General features: G+C 70.2%; 15 protein-coding genes. 8 read left to right on the top strand and 7 right to left on the bottom strand.

The genetic code is table 11. The features are described 5' to 3' along the window. Positions 1-10: 10 nt before the first annotated feature. The 3 genes from EDC29_RS15790 to EDC29_RS15780 are packed head-to-tail and all read left to right on the top strand — an operon-like array spanning position 11 to position 2,272. Positions 11-751, top strand: coding sequence for an NYN domain-containing protein (locus tag EDC29_RS15790; RefSeq protein WP_123139717.1), 741 nt, complete (start codon positions 11-13; stop codon positions 749-751). Next, positions 744-1,538 (top strand): TatD family hydrolase, encoded by a 795-nt coding sequence (locus tag EDC29_RS15785; protein WP_132230575.1) that lies wholly within the window; start codon positions 744-746, stop codon positions 1,536-1,538. Before EDC29_RS15790 ends, EDC29_RS15785 begins: the two co-directional genes overlap by 8 nt. Beyond that, on the top strand, positions 1,535-2,272 hold the full coding sequence (locus EDC29_RS15780; protein ID WP_123139719.1) for a tRNA threonylcarbamoyladenosine dehydratase: 738 nt from the start codon (positions 1,535-1,537) through the stop codon (positions 2,270-2,272). Before EDC29_RS15785 ends, EDC29_RS15780 begins: the two co-directional genes overlap by 4 nt. A 5-nt stretch (positions 2,273-2,277) precedes the next feature. Here EDC29_RS15780 and EDC29_RS15775 read toward each other — a convergent pair whose 3' ends face one another. The 4 genes from EDC29_RS15775 to EDC29_RS15760 all read right to left on the bottom strand — a co-directional run bounded on the left by EDC29_RS15775 (position 2,278) and on the right by EDC29_RS15760 (position 8,296). After that, the gene (locus EDC29_RS15775; protein WP_165913554.1) at positions 2,278-4,728 is read right to left on the bottom strand and encodes a sensor domain-containing protein; all 2,451 of its coding nucleotides are present in this window, start codon (positions 4,726-4,728) and stop codon (positions 2,278-2,280) included. Positions 4,729-4,864: 136 nt separating this feature from the next. Continuing rightward, the gene (locus EDC29_RS15770) at positions 4,865-6,307 is read right to left on the bottom strand and encodes a cryptochrome/photolyase family protein (protein ID WP_132230574.1); all 1,443 of its coding nucleotides are present in this window, start codon (positions 6,305-6,307) and stop codon (positions 4,865-4,867) included. Between the two features lie 96 nt (positions 6,308-6,403). Next, positions 6,404-7,189, bottom strand: coding sequence for a dienelactone hydrolase family protein (locus EDC29_RS15765; RefSeq protein WP_123139722.1), 786 nt, complete (start codon positions 7,187-7,189; stop codon positions 6,404-6,406). 174 nt (positions 7,190-7,363) lie between these two features. Continuing rightward, positions 7,364-8,296 carry a histone deacetylase family protein gene (locus EDC29_RS15760; RefSeq protein ID WP_123142986.1) on the bottom strand — a complete coding sequence of 311 codons (933 nt, stop codon included), beginning with the start codon at positions 8,294-8,296 and terminating at the stop codon, positions 7,364-7,366. 339 nt (positions 8,297-8,635) lie between these two features. On the opposite strand from EDC29_RS15760, the gene EDC29_RS15755 reads away from it, so the two are divergent. The 4 genes from EDC29_RS15755 (at position 8,636) to EDC29_RS15740 (ending at position 15,932) form a co-directional block, all read left to right on the top strand. Continuing rightward, on the top strand, positions 8,636-11,314 hold the full coding sequence (locus EDC29_RS15755; RefSeq protein WP_123139724.1) for a bifunctional acetate--CoA ligase family protein/GNAT family N-acetyltransferase: 2,679 nt from the start codon (positions 8,636-8,638) through the stop codon (positions 11,312-11,314). A gap of 90 nt (positions 11,315-11,404) precedes the next feature. Beyond that, positions 11,405-13,957 carry a DNA translocase FtsK gene (locus tag EDC29_RS15750; protein ID WP_132230573.1) on the top strand — a complete coding sequence of 851 codons (2,553 nt, stop codon included), beginning with the start codon at positions 11,405-11,407 and terminating at the stop codon, positions 13,955-13,957. A gap of 4 nt (positions 13,958-13,961) precedes the next feature. Next, the gene (gene lolA, locus EDC29_RS15745) at positions 13,962-14,600 is read left to right on the top strand and encodes an outer membrane lipoprotein periplasmic chaperone LolA (RefSeq protein ID WP_123139726.1); all 639 of its coding nucleotides are present in this window, start codon (positions 13,962-13,964) and stop codon (positions 14,598-14,600) included. Between the two features lie 3 nt (positions 14,601-14,603). After that, complete coding sequence (locus EDC29_RS15740) at positions 14,604-15,932, top strand: replication-associated recombination protein A (RefSeq protein WP_123139727.1); 1,329 nt, start codon at positions 14,604-14,606, stop codon at positions 15,930-15,932. 6 nt (positions 15,933-15,938) lie between these two features. Here the strand turns inward: EDC29_RS15740 and asd are convergent, their stop codons facing one another. Genes asd through EDC29_RS15725 form a run of 3 tightly spaced genes read right to left on the bottom strand, consistent with a single transcriptional unit; the run spans position 15,939 to position 18,621 of the window. Next, positions 15,939-16,814, bottom strand: a complete 876-nt coding sequence (asd, locus tag EDC29_RS15735; RefSeq protein ID WP_132230572.1) for an archaetidylserine decarboxylase — start codon at positions 16,812-16,814, stop codon at positions 15,939-15,941. After that, positions 16,811-17,428 (bottom strand): hypothetical protein, encoded by a 618-nt coding sequence (locus EDC29_RS15730; protein ID WP_132230571.1) that lies wholly within the window; start codon positions 17,426-17,428, stop codon positions 16,811-16,813. The genes asd and EDC29_RS15730 overlap by 4 nt, the downstream gene beginning before the upstream one ends. Positions 17,429-17,439: 11 nt before the next feature. Next, positions 17,440-18,621, bottom strand: coding sequence for a pyridoxal-phosphate-dependent aminotransferase family protein (locus EDC29_RS15725; RefSeq protein ID WP_132230570.1), 1,182 nt, complete (start codon positions 18,619-18,621; stop codon positions 17,440-17,442). Between the two features lie 178 nt (positions 18,622-18,799). Here EDC29_RS15725 and msrB point away from each other — a divergent pair, with 178 nt between their 5' ends. Next, positions 18,800-19,201 carry a peptide-methionine (R)-S-oxide reductase MsrB gene (gene msrB / locus EDC29_RS15720; protein WP_123139731.1) on the top strand — a complete coding sequence of 134 codons (402 nt, stop codon included), beginning with the start codon at positions 18,800-18,802 and terminating at the stop codon, positions 19,199-19,201. Positions 19,202-19,584: the final 383 nt, after the last annotated feature.

The following is a 19,584-nucleotide window of genomic DNA, read 5'->3' as shown; positions in this document are numbered from 1 at the left end:
GGAGTCGCCGATGACGGAACCGGTCAATCTCAAGCTTGCGGTGCTGATCGACGCCGACAACGCCCAGGCGAGTATCGTCGAGGGGCTGCTCGCCGAGGTCGCCAAGTACGGCACCGCGCACGTCAAGCGCATCTATGGCGACTGGACCTCGCCCAATCTCGGCTCCTGGAAGGAGACGCTGCTGCGTCACTCGATCCAGCCGATCCAGCAGTTCAGCTACACCAGGGGCAAGAATGCCACTGATGGCGCGATGATGATCGACGCCATGGATCTGCTCTATTCGCGCAACTTCGACGGTTTCTGCATCGTCTCCAGCGACAGCGACTTCACCCGTCTGGCCTCGCGGTTGCGCGAGTCGGGGATGACCGTCTACGGCTTCGGTGAGCGCAAGACCCCCGAGCCCTTCGTCGCCGCCTGCGACAAGTTCGTCTTCACCGAGGTGCTGCGCGAGGACGTCGACGAGGACATCGACGCGCGCAAGAGCGCCAAGGAGCTCAAGTGCGACACCCGGCTGGTCAACCTGCTGCGCAGCGCCGTCGACAGCGCCGCCGACGACACCGGCTGGGCCGGGCTGGGGGCGGTGGGCTCGGCGGTCGCCAAGCGCAGCCCCGGGTTCGACGCGCGCAACTACGGCTACCGCAAGCTCAGCGAGCTGCTCAATGCCATCCAGCTCTTCGAGCTCGAGGCGCGTCAGGTCGGGCGTGGTCCCAACCGCGTGCTCTACGTCCGCGACCCGCGTGCCCATGGCTGAGACTGCGCTGCCCCTGATCGACACCCATTGTCATATCGATCTGCCGGTGTTCGACGCCGATCGCGCGGCGGTGCTGTCCGCGGCGCGCGCCGTCGGGGTCGAGACCCTGGTGGTGCCGGCGATCGACCTCGACGGTTGGTCGCGGGTGCTGGCGCAGCGTGCCGCCGCCTCCGGCGAGCGCCCGGCCTGTCGCGCCGCGCTCGGGCTGCACCCGCTCTATCTGCCGCCGCCCGAGGAGGCCGAGTCGGCACTGACGACGCTGCGCGCGCTGGTCGCCGCCGAGCGCCCGGTGGCGATCGGTGAGATCGGGCTCGACTTCCATCGTGCCGACGCCGATCGCGACCACCAGCTGGCGCTGTTCGAGGCCCAGCTGGCGATCGCCCGCGAGGCCCGGTTGCCGGTGCTGCTGCATGTGCGCAAGGCCCACGAGGAGGTGCTCGCGGCGCTCGCCCGCGCCGGTGTCGAGGGCGGCATCGCGCACGCCTTCGGCGGCAGCGAGCAGCAGGCCGGGCGTTATCTCGAGCGCGGGTTCCGGCTCGGCTTCGGCGGCATGCTCACCTTCACGCGCTCGACCCGGCTGCGGCGGCTGGCGCGGGCGTTGCCGCGTGACGCCCTGGTGCTCGAGACCGACGCGCCGGACATGACCGTGGCCAGCCACCGGGGCGAGCGCAACAGCCCGGCCTATCTCGATCAGGTGCTCGCCGCCCTGGCCGAGGTGCGCGACGAGTCGGCGGAGGCGCTCGCCGCCCACACCACGACCAATGCCCGCGAGGTGCTGGCGCTATGAGCCTGGATCAGCCGCTGTGGGACCGCACCCGGATCCTCGTCGGCGAGGACGGGGTGGCGCGACTGCGTGATGCGCACGTCTTCGTCGCCGGGCTCGGCGGGGTCGGTGCCTTCGCCGCCGAGGCGCTGGCGCGCGCCGGGGTCGGCACCCTCACCCTGGTCGACCACGACCGCGTCGCCCCCTCCAACCTCAACCGTCAGCTGGTGGCGCTCACCACCACCCTGGGCCGCCCCAAGGTCGAGGTGATGGCCGAGCGCGTCGCTGCGATCAACCCCGCCTGCCGGGTCCGCGCCCATGCCGCCTTCCTGCCCGCCGAGGGGGCCGATGCCTTCCTCGCCGAGCGCCCGGACCAGCTCGTCGATGCCATCGACAGCCTGGCGAGCAAGCTCGCGCTGATCGAGACCGCGCTGCGTCTCGGGGTGCCGGTGGTCAGCAGCATGGGCGCCGGCGGGCGGCTCGATCCCACCCGTATCCAGGTCGGCGACCTGATGGACACCAAGGTCTGCGGGCTGGCGCGCGCGGTGCGCACCAAGCTGCGCCGCCGTGGGGTCGGGCGCGGGGTGTGCGTGGTCTGGTCGGACGAGGAGCCGCACCCGCCGGCACCGCCCGAGCCGGTTAGCCAAGGGCGTCCGCGGGCGGTCAACGGCACCATCAGCTATCTGCCGGCGCTGTTCGGGCTGACCCTCGCCGGGGTGGTGATCCGGCGCCTGCTCGAGGGAACGGACGCCGGCTGAGCGGTTCAGTCCGCCCGTGCCCGCGAGCCGATCCAGTCCGGCAGCGCCTCGGGCGCGAGCGGTCGGGCGAACAGATAGCCCTGGCCGAGCCGACAGCCGAGTCGGCGCAGCGCCAGCGCCTGCTTGCGGGTCTCGATGCCCTCGGCGAGCACCTCCTGCCCCAGTGCCTCGCCGAGGGCGATGATCGCGCGGATGATGTCGCGATCCTGTCCCTGGCTCTCGATCCCGCCGACGAACGAACGATCGATCTTGAGCAGATCGACGGGCAGCTCCTTGAGCCGCGCCAGCGACGAGTGTCCGGTGCCGAAGTCGTCGACCGAGAGGCTGATGCCCTCGGCGCGCAGTCGTTCGAGCTCGGCGATGACCTCGATATCGTGCTCCATCACCACGCCCTCGGTGATCTCCAGTCCCAGATGGTGGGCCTCGAGCCCGGTCTCGGCGAGGATGCGCCGGGTCGTGTCATAGAGTGCGCCGCGCTGGATCTGGGCATGGGCGACGTTGACGTGCACCCGACCGATGGCGATCCCGGCGTCGAGCCAGCGACGTGTCTGGAGACAGGCCTCGTGCAGTGCCCACTCGCCGAGCGCGAGGGTCAGCCCGCTCGACTCGGCGATGGGGATGAAGCGCCCCGGCGGCAGCAGTCCGTGCTGGGGGTGCTGCCAGCGCACCAGGGCCTCGAGACCGACCAGGGCGCCGTCGATCAGCGAGACCTGGGGTTGGTAGTGGAGCAGCAGCTCGCCGTCGCGGATGGCGCGCCTGAGCTCGTGTTCGAGCTGGGCGCGCTCGCGGGCGATGCGGGTGAGGGTGGCGGTGAAGAAGGCATAGCTGTTGCCGCCGGCATGCTTGGCCTGGCGCAACGCGACCTCGGCGTTGCGCAGCAGCTGGGAGCTGTCGGCGCCGTCGCGCGGGTAGAGCGCGACACCGATGCTCACGGTGATCAACAGCTCATCGTCGCAGAGCTCGAAGGGTGCGGCGATGGCCCGCAGCAGCTGTTCGGCGAGTCGGGCGCTGTCGGCCTCGTCGGCGATGTGCTCGGTGAGCACCATCAGCTCGTCGCCGCTGAAGCGGGCGATGGTGTCGTCGCGTTGCAGTTGTGTCTTCAGGCGCCGCCCGACGGCGCGCAGCAGGGCGTCGCCACCGGCGTGACCGAGTGCATCGTTGATCCCCTTGAAGCGATCGATGTCGACGAACAACACGGCGAGCTGAGCGCGTCCCTGTTCGGCGCGACCGATGGCGTGCTCGAGCCGGGCCTGGAACAGCAGCCGGTTGGGCAGCTCGGTGAGGGCGTCATGATGGGTGAGGTAGTCGACCCGCGCCTGGGAGTGACGGACCTGGCTGAGGTCGGAGAAGACGCCGACGAAGTGCGCCGTCTCGCCCTGGGCATCGCGCACCCGGTTGACCCGCAGCAGTGCCGGGTGGACGCTGCGGTCGCGATAGCGGATCCAGATCTCGCCGCGCCAGTAGCCGGTCTCGGCGAGGGCGCGGCGCATCGAATGGAAAAAGCCCGGGGGGTGGCGGGCCGACTTGAGGATCGAGATCGGCCGACCGAGCAGGGTGTCGTGCTCATAGCCGGTGATCGCGGTGAAGGCGCGGTTGACCTCGAGCAGGCGTCCGCTCGCGTCGGTGATGTAGATCCCCTCGGCGGTGCTGTCGAAGACGGTGCCGGCCAGGCGCAACCGCTCCTCGGCGGCGCGGATCTCGGTGAGATCGATGTCGACGCAGAACATCTCGCGCCGGCCGCTGCTGTAGCGCTGCATCACATGGCTGGAGAAGACCTCGACCGGTGAGCCGTCGCGTCGGCGCAGCCGCAGCTCGCCGGCCGGCGGGTCGCGATCGCTCTGCAGCCAGGTATCGATCAGCCCCGTCATCCGCTCGCGAAACTCCGGCGGGATGATCAGCTCCTCGATCCGCCGTCCCAGCGCCTCTTGCGGGGTGTAGCCGTAGACGCGCTCGTTGGCGCGGTTCCAGAAGGTGACGCGACGCTGTTCGTCGTAGCCCTGGACCGCGATCGCCGGCAGCTTCTCGAGGATGCCGCGAAAGCGCGCCTCGCTCTCGCGCAGCGCCGACTCGATGCGGCGACGCTCGCGATGCGACAGCACCACGAGCACCACCGGGCCGCTGGGTGTGTTCTCGACCAGTTGCAGTCGCACCTCGAGCGGGGTGCGCGGGTCCGGGCCCGGGGCCTCGAGCACCCGCTCGCCGGTGTGCACCGCGGCCAGCTCGTCGTCGAGTTCCCGCTCCGCCGGCCAGCAGGGCAGCGGCTCGAGCCGCTGGCCGAGCAGCTCGCGTTCGTCCAGACGCAGCAGCTGGCAGGCGGTCAGGTTGGCGAGCAGGATGCGCCCGTCGTCGGGGTCGATTGCGATCAACCCTTCGTGGCTGGCATCGAAGAGCGTACGCAACAACCCCAGCGCCGAGTTGGTTGAGGAGAGGTGCGGACGCTTGGGTGCGACGGGCACGGGGTCAGACTCCAAGGTCAGCGTCGTTGTTCGGCTGGAGGAGAAGGTCGGTCCGGTCGTGTTCGGCGCATCGGGATCGCTCCGCAGTGAAGTCCGCTGTCGATTCTAAGGGGGCATTGACGATGCCACATGTGGATTATGGGCTCGATTTGATCCCCTCCCACCCGGCAAGTGCCTCGCGGCGCGACTGCGCCAGGTCGACGATGGGGGTCGGATAGTTGACGCCGAGCCCGACGCCGGCGCGTGCCAGCGTGGTGCTGGTGGCGGTCCAGGGCTGTTGCAGTACCTTGTCGGGCAGCCGCGCCAGCTCCGGACACCAGCGGCGCACATAGTTACCATTGGGGTCAAATCGTTCGCCCTGGCGCACCGGGTTGAAGACCCGGAAGTAGGGTGCGGCATCGGCGCCGCAGCCGGCCGTCCACTGCCAGCCGAGGGTGTTGCTGGCGAGGTCGGCATCGACCAGGGTGTCCCAGAACCAGCGCGCGCCGAGCTGCCAGGGCAGGCGCAGGTTCTTGGTGAGCAGCGAGGCGGCGACCATGCGCACCCGGTTGTGCATCCAGCCGGTGTGCCACAGCTCGCGCATCCCGGCATCGACCAGGGGGATGCCGGTGCGTCCCTGCTGCCAGCGCTCGAGTAACTCGCTATCGGACGGCTCGCGCCAGGGGTAGTCGGCGAAGCGCGTATCGAGCGGATGCTCCGGGGTTTGCGGGAAGTGATAGAGCAGATGATAGGCGAACTCGCGCCAGCCGAGTTCGCGCACGAAGGCGTGCTCGCCTAGGGGCAGGGCTGCGGGGAGCGCGGCGCGGGTCAGCGCGAGCAGCCGGTGTGGCCCGATCTCGCCGAAGTGGAGGTGTGGCGAGAGCCGCGAGGTGGCGGGGCGGTCGGGGTGATCGCGCAGCTCACCGTAGCTGTCGAGATGGCCGGCGAGGAAGCGCTCGGCGGTCGTCCGGGCGCCGTGCTCGCCGGGCGTCCAGGCCTCGGCCAGCCCCTGGTCCCAGCGGATGCGGGGCAGCAGGTCGAGCTCGGCGACGGTGTCGCCGCCGTCGAGCTCGACGCCGGGGATGCGCACCGGGGCCGCGATCGGGTCGGGGAACTCGGCGAGTCGGGGTGTGCAATGACGCCAGAAGGCGCTGAACACCTTGTAGGGAGCGCCGCTGCCGCTAGCCACCTCCCAGGGCTCGAACAGCAGCGCGCCCTTGTGGCTGGTGCAGTCGAGCCCGGCGGCACGGAGTTGCTGCTTGATCGCGGTGTCGCGCTCGCGGGTGGCGGGGTCGTAGAGACGGTTCCAGTGGACCGCACGGGCGCCGCTGGTCTCGGCCAGCCGGCGCAGCAGCGCGAGGCTCTCGCCCTGGCCGATCCACAGTCGGGCGCCGCAGGCGCGCAGCGCGGCATCGAGCGCCTCGAGGCTGTGGTGCAGCCACCAGCGGCTGGCCGCGCCCGGGGCCCAGGGGGCCTCCTCATCGGGGGCGTGGATATAGACCGGGAGGATGCGTGCGCCCGAGCGCAGCGCCGCCTCGAGCGCGGGGTTGTCGTCGAGACGCAGGTCGCGTCTGAACCAGACGATGACGGTATCGGACATGATGTGGTGCTGATCGGTGCGTGTGAACGGACGGCGGCGTCGCCGGCGAGGCGCGATGCCGATGGTAGCCGATCCGGGCGTGTTCGAGTGCTCCGCTCAGGGTGCGGTTGTCAGCACCTCGTCGAGGAAGGTCTCGAGCATGCGCCAGGCGCGTTGTGCGGCGCGGGCGTCGTAGGCCACCCCGTCGAGCTTGTAGCGGTCGGCCCCCGGGTTGGTGAAGCCGTGACGGGCACCGCCGTAGATCACCAGCTGCCAGTCGGCGCCGAGGCGTTCGAGTTCGTGCTGGAAGGCGTGCACGCGCGCCGTCGGCACCATGGGGTCGGCGGCGCCGTGCAGCGCGAGCACCGCGGGTGAGAGGTGGCCGAGCTCGGGCGGCGGCGGGGGCAGGGAGCCGTGGACGCTGACCACGCCGGCGAGCGGCGCGCCGGCATAGGCCAGTTGCATCGCGGTGGCGCCGCCGAAGCAGTAGCCGAGCGCGACGATGCGCTCGGGGTCGACCTCGGGGCGCTCGCGCAAAACATCGAGCCCGGCGAGTGCGCGCTGGCGCCAGGCCTCGGGGTCTTCGCTGAGCTGGGTCATCCACGCCTTGGCGTCGGCGGCGTGTTCGGTGACCCGGCCGGCGCCGTAGAGGTCGGCGGCGAAGACCACGTAGCCGAGTTCGGCGAGTCGGCGCGCCTGGGCGCGGACGTGATCGTTGAGCCCCCACCACTCGTGCAGCACCAACACCCCGGGGCGTGGGCCGGGTTGGGCGTCGTCAAGGCTGAGATAGCCGCCGAGGCGGGTCTCGCCGTCGGTGTAGAACAGGGTCTCGGTGCGGGGCGTGGCCCCGACCTCGAGCGTGACCAGCAGGGCGACGGCGGCGAGCAGCGACGGGATGCGCATCCTCAGTTCCCTCCGTGCGGATCTCTGGGGCGGGCGTGGACCTGGCCCGCATGAGGGGGATATCCGGGCGCATGGTCGCGATGGCAATATGTCTCCCAGAGGCAGGATTGCAACCCTGATCCGGCCCGTCTATCCTGATGCTGCGTTGCAGCACGGCGGTCCGGCCCCGCCGATTCAGACGTGGCCGATCAGCTCGTCGAGATGCGTACTGACACAACGGCCGAGCGCCGACAGCGTATACCCCCCCTCCAGGCAGGACACCACCCGTTCTCCGGCATGGCGCAGCGCGAGCTGATGGAGCTCGCGGGTGAGCCAGCCGAAGTCGGCCTCGCGCAGGTTGAAGTGCGCCATGTCGTCCTCGATATGGCCGTCGAATCCCGCCGAGATCATGATCAGCTCGGGCGCGAAGTCGTCGAGCCGGGGCAGCCAGGCCTGCTCGATCGCGGTCTTGAAGGCGGCCCCGTCGGTCAGTCGCGGCAGCGGCAGGTTGAGGATGTTGGGTGCGTCGGTGTCGGCGCCGCTGTTGGGGTAGAAGGGGTGCTGGAAGCTCGAACAGAACAGCACCCGCTCGTCGCCGCGGAAGATCTCCTCGGTGCCGTTGCCATGATGGACGTCGAAGTCGATGATGGCCACCCGCTCGAGCCCGTGATGGGCGAGGGCGTGGGCGGCGCCGATGGCGACGTTGTTGAACAGGCAGAAGCCGCCGCCGCTGCGCCGTCCGGCATGGTGGCCCGGCGGCCTCACCGAGCAGAAGGCGGCATGATGACGGTCGCTCATCACCAGATCGACGCCGAGGATCACCGCGCCGGCGGAGTGCATCGCCGCCTCCATGGTATGGCGGTTCATGCCGGTGTCGCCGCCGTCGACCCAGGCCACCGAGTCGTCGCTCGGGGCGGTGTCGATGATGTGCTGGACATAGTCCGGGTCGTGCACCATCTCGAGCTGCGCGCGACTCGCGGCGGGGGCGTCGTAGTGGGTCAGCAGCATCTCGATGCCGCAGGCGATCATGCGATCGCCGATCGCGTTGAGCCGCTCGGGGCACTCGGGATGATGTTCGCCCATGCGGTGTTCCATGCAGGACGGGTGGCTGATGAAGGCGAGATTCATGTCGGGTCCTCGGTCGTCGAGCACGGCGTCCGCTGGAGGCGCCGCCGGCATGGTTTCGTTCTTCGCGACAGGGCGTCCACACGGACGCATCCGGGCTGCGATCATTGGCACGGGGGGCGGCGCACGCGCTGGGCGCGGGCTCGCCGACACGACCTTCCATCCTCGCCTCGGCGGGGATTCCCGGTCAATGCGGAGCATCCCCGGCGTCTCGGGTGCGCGTCGCTGCCCCGAGGCGATGGCCGGTTTCCGTGCCGGGCGTGACGGGATGGCCGATAATCAGTCCCTCTTGGAGGGTTTCAATGCAGCTTAACCCCTTTCCTGCCTCGGAGGGCAGATCCCATGCGCTTGACCGACATTGACCAACTCTTCACCCCGAGTGCCGTGGCGGTGTTCGGTGCGAGCGATGAGGAAGGCTCGATCGGCGGAATGGTGTTCCGCAACCTGCTCGCCGGTGGCTTCAAGGGCCACTGCTATGCGATCAACCCCAAGTACGAGGAGGTCGCCGGTCAGCCCTGCTATCCGAGCCTGACGGCGCTCGACAAGCACATCGATCTGGCGGTGATCGCCATCCCCGCCGAACGGGTGCCGGCGATCCTCGATCAGTGCGGCAGCTATGGGGCCAAGGCGGCGGTGGTGCACTCGGCCGGGTTCGCCGAGCACGGTGAGCGCGGCGAGGTGCTCCAGGAGCGCATGGTCGAGGCCGCACGGCGCAATCGCATCCGCGTGCTCGGGCCCAACTGTCTCGGGGTGATGCGCCCGCAGCACGGGCTCAACGCCAGTGTCGGCGAGGCGTTGCCGCGCAGCGGCAACGTCGCCCTGGTGTCGCAGTCGGGGGCGATCTGCACCGCGATGATGGACTGGTCGGAGCCGCGCAAGGTCGGCTTCTCGGCGGTGGTCTCGCTCGGTGCGGCGGCCGATGTCGACTTCGGCGACATCCTCGATTATCTCGCCCTCGACAGCCAGACCCAGTGCATCCTGCTCTATGTCGAGGGCATCCGCAACGCGCGCCACTTCATCAGCGGGCTGCGTGCCGCGGCGCGGCTCAAGCCGGTGGTGATCGTCAAGGCCGGGCGCCATCCGGCCGGCTCGCGGGCGGTGAAGTCGCACACCGGCGGCTTCGTCGGCTCGGCGGAGGTGTTCCGTGCGGTGACCGATCGCGCCGGCGTGGTGCAGGTCGACGACCTCGACCAGCTGTTCGCCGCCGCCCAGGTGTTCGGCGCCCGCCGTCGGCTTGCCGGCGACCGCATCGCCATCATCACCAATGGCGGCGGTCCCGGCGTGCTCGCCGCCGATCGCACCGTCGAGCTGGGCCTGACCCTGGCGCAGTTGAGCGACTCCACCCGTCAGGTGCTCGAGCGGGTGTTGCCGGACTACTGGTCGCACGGCAACCCCATCGACATCATCGGGGATGCCAACCCGGAGCGCTATCGTGCCGCGCTCGACGCCTGCCTCGCCGACCCCGAGGTCGACGGCGTGCTCTGCATCCTCGCGCCGCTGGTGTTCGGCGATCCGGTGGCCACCGCCAAGGAGGTGATCGATGCGGCCAAGGGCAGTCGCAAGCCGGTGCTCGCCTGCTGGATGGGCGGGCAGTACGTGGTCGATGCGCAGACGCTGCTCGCCGAGAACGGGGTGCCGCACTTCGACAACCCCGAGGTCGCCGCCTCGGCCTTCGCCTTCCTCGCCGTGCACCAGCGCAACCAGAAGCTGCTGATGCAGTCGCCGGCGCCGCTGGCCTTCGAGAACCCGCCCGACATCGAGGGCGCGCGACTGATCATCGAGGGGGTGATGGCCGAGGGGCGCAAGGTACTCGGTACCGTCGAGGCCAAGGCGATCCTCTCGGCCTTCCGCATCCCCACCATGCAGGCGGTGATGGCGCGCACCCCCAACGAGGCGTTGATGGCGGCCGAGGCGCTCGGCTTCCCGGTGGTGATGAAGGTCAACTCCCCCGACCTGGAACACAAGTCCGCGGTCGACGGGGTCAAGCTCAACATCGCCGACGCCCAGTCGGTGCGCCGCACCTTCACCGAGATCGTCGAGCGCGCCCGGCGGCTGCGCCCGGACGCCCGGCTCGAGGGGGTGACGGTCGAGCATATGGTGTCGAGCCGCGCCGCGCGCGAGCTGATGATCGAGGTCTTCCGCGACAAGATCTTCGGTCCGGTGATCTGCTTCGGCGCCGGCGGCACCAAGATCGAGGTGATCGAGGATCGTGCCCTGGGCCTGCCGCCGCTCAACGCCTTCATCATCCAGACGATGATCGACCACACCCGCATCGCGCGGCTGATGGGCAGCTTCCAGCACATGCCGCCGATGAACCGGGTGGCGCTGGCGAGGATCCTGCAACGCGTCTCGGAGATGGTCTGCGAGCTGCCCGAGGTCATCGGTCTGCGCATCAACCCGTTGATCGGCAACGACAAGGAGGTGATCGCGGTCGACGCCTCGATCCATGTCGACTACCGCCCGCCGCAGCAGCGCATCTACGGCCACATGGCGATCTATCCCTATCCGAGTCACCTCATCGAGCGGGTACAGCTGCCCGACGGGCGCGATCTGGTGATCCGCCCGATCCGTCCGGAGGATGCCGAGATGGAGCAGGACTTCGTCCGCGGACTCTCCGAGCAGACCAAGTACTTCCGCTTCATGCAGGCGATCAAGGAGCTGACCCCGGAGATGCTGGTGCGCTTCACCCAGATCGACTACGACCGCGAGATCGCGCTGATCGGGGTGCTCGAGCACGAGGGCAAGGAGGTGCAGGTCGGGGTGGCGCGCTACATGACGCGCCCGGGCGGCGAGGCCTGCGAGTTCGCCATCGTGGTCTCCGACCAGTGGCGCAACATGGGCATCGGCGCGCGGCTGATGCGCTCGCTGATGCAGAACGCGCGCCGGCGCGGCTTCCGGGTGATGGACGGCGAGGTGCTCTCGGCCAACAACCGCATGCTGGCGCTGGTCAAGTCGCTCGGCTTCCGTATCGTCAACGACCCCCAGGACATGTCGGTGAAGCTCGTCAGCAAGGTGCTCTGAGCCCTGCGACGGTGTGCCAGAGTCCCGGATAAATCGCACTAATAATCTTTGGTAAGGTTATAATAGCGCGAGTAATTTTTGGAGGGATTCATGGCACAGGCTACCCGCCGTGGGCAATTGACACTGAGCGACTATGTCGAGCGCATCCTGCGCGAGGGGGCGATGTGGGCACTGATGTGCCTGGCGCTCTATCTGTTGCTCGCGCTGGCGACCTACTCACCCCAGGACCCCGGCTGGTCCTATGTCGGCGATGGTGAGCGGGTGAGCAACGCCGGTGGTCGCACCGGGGCCTGGTTCGCCGACGGCGCCCTCTATCTGTTCGGTTTCTTCGCCTACCTGATCCCGGTGCTGGTCGGCTGGAGCGCCTGGGTGGTGTTCCGTGGTCGCGGCGAGGCGGTGGTGCTGCGCCCCTGGGTGCTGTCGCTGCGCTGGATCGGTTTTGCGCTGACCCTGGTGGCCGGTTGCGGCATCGCCTCGATCCACTTCTCGACCCTCGGCGGGGTGCTGCAGAACGGCGCCGGGGGGGCGCTCGGCAGCAGCCTCAGCTCGGCCATGCTCGGTGCCTTCAACGTCCCCGGGACCGACCTCTTGCTGGTCGGCACCCTGCTGATCGGACTCAGCCTGTTTTGGGGGATCTCCTGGGTGAGACTGCTCGATGCCACCGGGGCCACGGCGCTGCAGGCGCTGCGTGCCGCGCGTGGTCTGCTCGAGGACTCGCGGGGGCGTCTGCAGCAGTTGCGCGAAGGTCCCGAGCTCAGTCCCGAGGGGCTGCCGCGCGCGCTCAACCTGATCGACCCCGATGAGTTCGCCGGCGACCCCGAGCCTGCGCCCACCCCGCGTCCCGCGCCCCGCGCGAAGGCCCGGCGTCGCTCGCGCGCTCGCCCCAACGGGTTCCCGGAGGCGGTGCGCGCGACCATGACCGATCCACTGCCCGAGCCCGAGCCCGAGCCCGAGCCCGAACCGGCGCCTCGTCCAGAGCCGGCGTCGCCGCGCCGCCCGGTCGCTCCTGCTCCTGCTCCCGCTCCCGCTCCCGAGCCGAGTGCGGTGCCGCCGCGCGCTGCGCGACCCGCGCCGCCGCCAGCACCGGTCTCTGCGCCCACGCCCGACCCCGAGCCGCCGGCCCAGGTGCCGGTCGCGGTGCGCGACATCCCCGCCGAGGGCATGCGCCCGCCGCTCTCGCTGCTCGACGCGCCGACCAAGAGCGGTCGCGGCTACAGTGCCGAGCAGCTCGAGGAGCTGTCGCGTCAGGTCGAGCTGCGCCTGGCCGATTTCGGCGTCGAGGCGCGGGTCGAGGAGGTCTATCCCGGTCCCGTGGTCACCCTCTTCGAGATCGACCTCGCCCCCGGTACCAAGGTCAGCAAGATCACCGGCCTAGCCAAGGATCTGGCCCGCGCGCTGTCGACGATCAGCGTGCGCGTGGTCGAGGTGATCCCGGGCAAGTCGCTGATCGGCATCGAGATCCCCAACGAGCAGCGCGAGATCGTGTTCCTGCGCCAGACGCTCGGCTCGGACGCCTATCAGGAGGCGCGCTCGGTGCTCACCCTGGGGCTGGGCACCAACATCGCCGGCCAGCCGGTGGTTGCCGATCTGGCACGCATGCCCCATGCGCTGATTGCCGGCACCACCGGCTCGGGCAAGTCGGTGGCGATCAACGCGATGATCCTCAGTCTGCTCTACAAGGCCGACCCCAAGGACGTGCGGCTGATCATGGTCGACCCGAAGATGCTGGAACTCTCGGTCTACGAGGGTATCCCGCACCTGCTCACCCCGGTGGTCACCGACATGAAGGAGGCGGCCAACGCGTTGCGCTGGTGCGTCGGCGAGATGGAGCGACGCTACCGGCTGATGGCCAAGCTCGGGGTGCGCAACATCGCCGGCTACAACAAGCGCATCGCCGAGGCCGAGGCCGCCGGCACCCCGATCGCCGATCCGCTCCACGACCCCGCGCTCGGCGCCGCACCGGCGCTCGAGCACCTGCCCTATATCGTGGTCATCATCGACGAGCTGGCCGACATGATGATGGTGGTCGGCAAGAAGGTCGAGGAGCTGATCGCGCGCCTGGCGCAGAAGGCGCGCGCCTCGGGCATCCATCTGCTGCTGGCCACCCAGCGCCCCTCGGTCGACGTGCTCACCGGGTTGATCAAGGCCAACATCCCCACCCGCATGGCCTTCCAGGTGTCCTCGCGGATCGACTCGCGCACCATCCTCGATCAGCAGGGCGCCGAACAGCTGCTCGGGCACGGCGACATGCTCTATCTGCCACCCGGCGGCAACCTCCCCAATCGCGTGCACGGCGCCTTCGTCGACGATCACGAGGTGCACGCGGTGGTGGAACATCTCAAGCAGTTCGGTGGTCCGGACTATATCGACGACGTGTTGCGCGAGCCGACCGAGTCGCTGCCGGGGATCGACCCCGAGCCGCGCGGCGGCGACACCGAGGACACCGACCCGCTGTTCGACGAGGCGGTGCAGATCGTCGTCGAGACCCGTCGCGCCTCCATCTCCGGGGTGCAGCGCCGGCTCAAGATCGGTTACAACCGCGCCGCGCGCCTGATCGAGGAGATGGAGCGTATCGGCATCGTCAGCCCGGCCGAGACCAACGGCAACCGCGAGGTCCTGGTCCCGCCGCCACAGGAGGAGTGATCGCGTGATTCGAGCGACCCTGTCCGCCCGCGCCCTCGGCGCCGTCCTGCTCGCCTTGCTGTTGCCCGTCGCGGCGTTCGCCGGGGAGGGCGCGCAGCGTCTCGAGCGCTATCTCGCCGGTCTCGACAGCCTGCGCGCGGACTTCGTGCAGTACACCTTCAATGCCGCGCGCACCCAGATGACCGAATCGCACGGACGCTTCTATCTGCAGCGCCCGGGTCGCTTTCGCTGGGAATACGACGACCCGGTGGCGCAGGTGATCATCGCCGACGGCAAGCGCGTCTATGTCCACGACCTGGAACTCGAGCAGGTCACCCACCAGAGCCAGGAGCGGGCGCTGCGCGGCACCCCGGCGCTGCTGCTCGCCAGCGGCGCGCCGATCACCGAGCACTTCGCCGTCAGCGAGCTGCCGAGCACGGATGGGCGCGCCTGGGTGGCGCTGCGTCCGCTCGACGCCGACGCCGAGGTCGAGCGCATCGAGCTCGGCTTCGGCAGCGATGGCCTCGAGAGCCTGATCATGGAGGACGGCTTCGGTCAGAACACCCGGCTCGACTTCAGCGCGGCGACCCGCAACCTCGCGCTCGAACCCGACCTGTTCGAGATCGATCGCAGCGCGGTCGACGACTTCCTCTCCTTCGACTGAGCCATGCCCGCGACCCGCGACAACCCCCAGACCCCGCTCGCCGAGCGGCTGCGCCCGGCCTCTCTCGAGGATTTCCGCGGGCAGTCGCACCTGCTCGGTCCCGACAAGCCGCTGCGTCGCGCGCTCGAGTCGGGGCATGCCCATTCGATGATCCTCTGGGGACCGCCCGGCACCGGCAAGACCACCCTGGCGCGGCTGATCGCCGCGCGCGCCGAGGCCGAGCTGATCACCCTCTCGGCGGTGCTCGCCGGGGTCAAGGAGATCCGCGAGGCGGTCGCCCGCGCCCAGGCGCGGCTGGCCGCCGACGGCAGCGCCAGCCTGTTGTTCATCGACGAGGTGCACCGCTTCAACAAGGCCCAGCAGGACGCCTTCCTGCCGCACGTTGAGGACGGCACCCTGACCTTCATCGGCGCCACTACCGAGAACCCCTCGTTCGCGCTCAACAACGCGCTGCTCTCGCGCGCCCGGGTCTATGTGCTGCAGTCACTCGGTAGCGATGATCTGGTCGCGGTGCTCGAACGCGCGCTGCATGACCCGCGCGGCGGGCTGGCCGCGCGCCGTCTCGCGCTCGACCCCGAGGCGGCGCGGTTGATCGCCGAGGGCGCCGACGGCGATGCGCGCAGCGCGCTCAACCTGCTGGAGCTGGCTGCCGCAGCGGTCGATACGGGCGCGGTGATCGGGCGCGAGACGGTGGCGGCGGTGGCCAGCGCCTCGCTGCGCCGCTTCGATCGCGGCGGCGACGACTTCTACGACCAGATCTCGGCGCTGCACAAGTCGGTGCGCGGCTCGGCGCCGGATGCCGCGCTCTACTGGCTGGCGCGGATGCTCGACGGCGGCTGCGACCCGCTCTATCTGGCGCGCCGCCTGGTGCGTATCGCCAGCGAGGACATCGGCAACGCCGACCCGCGCGCGCTCGATCTGGCGCTCAACGCCTGGGAGGCGCAGGCGCGGCTCGGTTCGCCCGAGGGCGAGCTGGCGCTGGCACAGGCGACCGTCTATCTCGCCTGCGCGGCCAAGAGCAACGCCGTCTACACCGCCTGGAAGGCCGCTCAGGCCGATGCCCGCGCCTCGGGCTCGCTGGGGGTGCCGCTGCATCTGCGCAATGCGCCGACGCGGCTGATGAAGGAACTCGGTCACGGTCGGCGCTATCGCTATGCCCACGACGAGCCCGAGGGCTATGCCGCCGACGAGCGCTACTTCCCCGACGAGCTGGGCGAGCGGCGCTATTACGCGCCGGTCGAGCGTGGGCTGGAGATCCGTATCCGCGAGAAGCTCGAACGCCTCGCCGCACTCGACCGTGCCGCGCGCGCGCGGCACGGCGGGCGCGGCTGAACGGGTCTAGTCGGCGAGGGTGCCGAGGCGCTGGCCGAGGCGCACCGTCTGTCCCGGGGCGAGCCCGGTCTCCCAGTCGACGCGCCCGCGCGGCAGCAGCACCACCACGGTCGAGCCGAGGTTGAAGCGGCCCATCTCGGCGCCGCGCGCGAGTTCTACCGGCGCGGCCTCGCGATAGTCCAGACGGTTGGGCGGCCCGAGCCGGTGCGGCGGCGTCACCACCCCGGACCACACCGTCTCGATGCCGCCGACGAAGATCGCCCCCACCAGCACCTGCGCCAGCTCGCCGGCCGCGGTCTCGAAGCGGGTCACCAGACGCTCGTTGCGGGCGAACAGCCCCGGCACCCGGTTGGCGGTGGCGGCGTTGACGCTGAACAGCGCGCCCGGGACATGGGTCATCTCCAGCAGCCGCCCGGCCAGCGGCATGTGGATGCGGTGATAGTCGCGCGGCGAGAGATAGATGGTGACGAAGTGCCCGCCCTCGAACGGGTGCGGCGCGCCGGGATCGAGCCCGAGCAGGGTGTCGACGGCGTAGTCCTGGCCCTTGGCCTGGATCAGCCGTCCGTTCTCGATGCGTCCGATCTGGCTGATCGCGCCGTCGACCGGGCAGAGCAGGGCGCGCGGGTCGGGGTCGAGCGGGCGCGCCTCGGCGCGCAGCGCGCGGGTGAAGAAGGCGTTGAAGTGGGGATAGGCGTCGATGTCGGGCTCGGCGGCTTGCTGCATGTCGATCCGGTAGTGGCGGGCGAAGCCGTGGATCAGCAGGCGCTTCAACGGGCGCCAGCGCAGTCGTGAGAGACGGTGCATCAGCTCGGAGAGCAGACGCTGTGGCAACAGGTACTGCAGGGCGACGAACAGCCGTTCGCCCCAGTCGGATCGGGTCATGGGGTCTCCGCGAGCAACGCCGGCGCGGCGGCGTGAAGCGCCGCCAGATCGGCGGCCAGGGTGGCACCGGCGGCGGTGCCGGGGAGGATCGCCAGCAGTCGCGCGCCCGGCGCGAATACCAGGATCGGGGTCGATCCGGCGTCCGTGTCGTCGCCCAGCGCGGCGAGCGGCGCGCGCGCCTCGGGCGGGCCCGAGACGATGTCGAGCGCCGGCGAGAGCCGACTGAAGTCGCGCGCCCGGGCGCGATCGGCGCCGCCGTCGATCAGCACCAGGCGCAGCGCTCCGGCGATCGCGGGCCGATCGGCGAGCCGGTTGCGGGTCTCGATCAGGCGCTGCAGCGCGCGCTGACCGGAGGCGTCGGCGAGCGAGCCGAAGGCGAGCAGGGTCCAGTCGGCGCCGAGTCGGGCGCGGTCGAAGGGACGCCCGAGGGCGTCCTCCAGGGCGAACTCGGGGGCCGCCAGCGGCGGGCGCAGCAGCACCCCGCTGATCGTCGGCGGCTCGGCATGACGGCGCTGGTACTGGTTCCCCCACTGGTAGCCGAGCACCAGTATCGCCATGGCGAGCAGCATCAGGATCAGGCGTGCCGCCAGCGGGCGGCGATTGGCGAGCTGCACCACGATCCGCCTCAGTCCGTCCCCAGCACCGCGCGCGCCGCGGCGCGCGCCGCGCCGGTGTCGGTCTGGTGGCCGAGCGCGCCGAGTTCGGTGCCGAGCGCGCCGAGACAGAGCAGGATGTTCTCGGGACGGCTGCTGTAGCCCATCAGCCCGATGCGCCACACCTTGCCGGCGAGGCTGCCGAGCCCGGCGCCGAGTTCGAGGTTGTAGCGCGCGAGCAGCCGGGTGCGGATCTCGGCCTCGTCGATCCCGGCCGGCACCGCCACGGCGTTGAGCTGTGGCAGGCGCTCGGCCTCGGGCACGATCAGCTCCAGCCCCAGGGCCTCGAGCCCGGCGCGCAGTGCCTGGTGGTGATGGGCGTGCCGCGCCCAGGCCTGTTCGATGCCCTCCTCGGCGAGCATCACCAGCGACTCGTGCAGGGCGTAGAGGGCGTTGACCGGGGCGGTGTGGTGGTAGCTGCGCTTCTGCTCGCCGCTCCAGTAGCCCATGATCAGGTTGAGGTCGAGGAACCAGCTGTTGACCTTGGTGGTGCGGGCGCGGACCTTGTCGAGCGCGCGCTCGCTGAAGGTCACCGGGGCCAGCCCCGGGGTGCAGCTGAGACACTTCTGCGAGCCCGAGTAGACCGCGTCGAGCCCCCAGGCGTCGACCTCCAACGGGCTGCCGCCGAGCGAGGTGACCGCGTCGCAGATGGTCAGGCAGTCGTGACGGCGCGCGATCTCGGCCAGCGCCTGGGCATCGGAGCAGGCGCCGGTGCTGGTCTCGGCATGGACGAAGGCGAGGATGCGCGCCTCGGGATGGGCGGCGAGGGTGCGCTCGACCTGCTCGGGGTCGACGGCGCGCCCCCAGGTGCCCTCGACCACCACCGCGGTGGCGCCGGCGCGCTCGACGTTCTCCTTCATCCGCGTGCCGAACACCCCGTTGATGCACACCACTACGGTGTCGCCCGGCTCGACCAGGTTGACGAAGCAGATCTCCATCCCCGCCGATCCGGGGGCCGAGACCGGCATGGTCAGCGCGTTGTCGGTGCGGAAGGCGCCGCGCAGCAGGGTCTTGAGCTCGTCCATCATGGCGACGAAGGCCGGGTCGAGATGACCGATGGTGGGACGGGCGAGGGCGGCGAGCACGCGCGGGTGGACATCGGCCGGTCCCGGCCCCATCAAGGTGCGTGCAGGGGGATTGAAGGAGTGGATCATGGTCTGCGTTCCGGTGTCGTTCGTTTTGATGGCGAGCGCCGGGGCGCGGGCGATGGATCTGCCGCGACTGGTCGCTGTCGGGAGCTTCCGGAGTATACGGGGCGTCCCCAGGGCGCTCAAGACGGCCCGGCGCGACCACTCGCACCCCAGTGACAGCGGCAGAAATCGGAGGTGGACGATGAGCGACGAGATCGAGCTGAGCGATGAGGAATGGCGCGCGCGCCTGACCCCGGAGCAGTATCAGGTGTGCCGTGAGCGGGGCACCGAGCGTGCCTTCACCGGCGCCTATCACGACTACAAGGGGCCGGGGCTGTTTCGCTGCGTGTGTTGCGGCGAGCCGCTGTTCGACGCCGCGGCCAAGTTCGACTCCGGCACCGGCTGGCCGAGCTTCCACAGCCCGCACGCGCCGGGGACGGTGGCGCGCGCCGCCGACCACAGTCACGGCATGGAACGCACCGAGGTCCACTGCCGACGCTGCGGCGCCCACCTCGGCCACGTCTTCCCCGACGGCCCGGCCCCCACCGGCGAGCGCTACTGCATCAACTCCGTGGCCCTCGCGCTGGATACCGGGGAGGGGTAGCGGTCAGCCATCGGTCCCCAGCCGCCAGCCGCCAGCCGCCAGCCGCCAGCCGCCAGCCGGGGATTGAACCGCGAAGGCGCGAAGGGCGCAAAGGGAAGAAGAGCCTCCAGCGATCAGCCGCCAGTTGAAAGTGGCTGCCTGCCCTCAAGTGCTGGCACCGAGAGCGTGCGTGACGGCTGATGGCAAGCAGTGCTGTCGTCGAGGGCGCACTCCCACTGGCTGCTGGAGACTGGTCGCTTACAACTTGAGGCTCTTTGCGCCCTTCGCGCCTTCGCGGTTCAATCCCCTGGTAGCTGGTAGCTGGTAGCTGGTAGCTGGTAGCTGGTAGCTGGTAGCTGGTAGCTGGTAGCTGGTAGCTGGTAGCTGGTAGCTGGTAGCTGGTA

The sequence above is a fragment of the Marichromatium gracile genome (assembly GCF_004343155.1).
Taxonomy (GTDB): Bacteria; Pseudomonadota; Gammaproteobacteria; order Chromatiales; family Chromatiaceae; genus Marichromatium; species Marichromatium gracile.
Note: the sequence above shows the minus strand (reverse complement) of the source record. Positions and strands in the feature narration are given on the sequence as shown.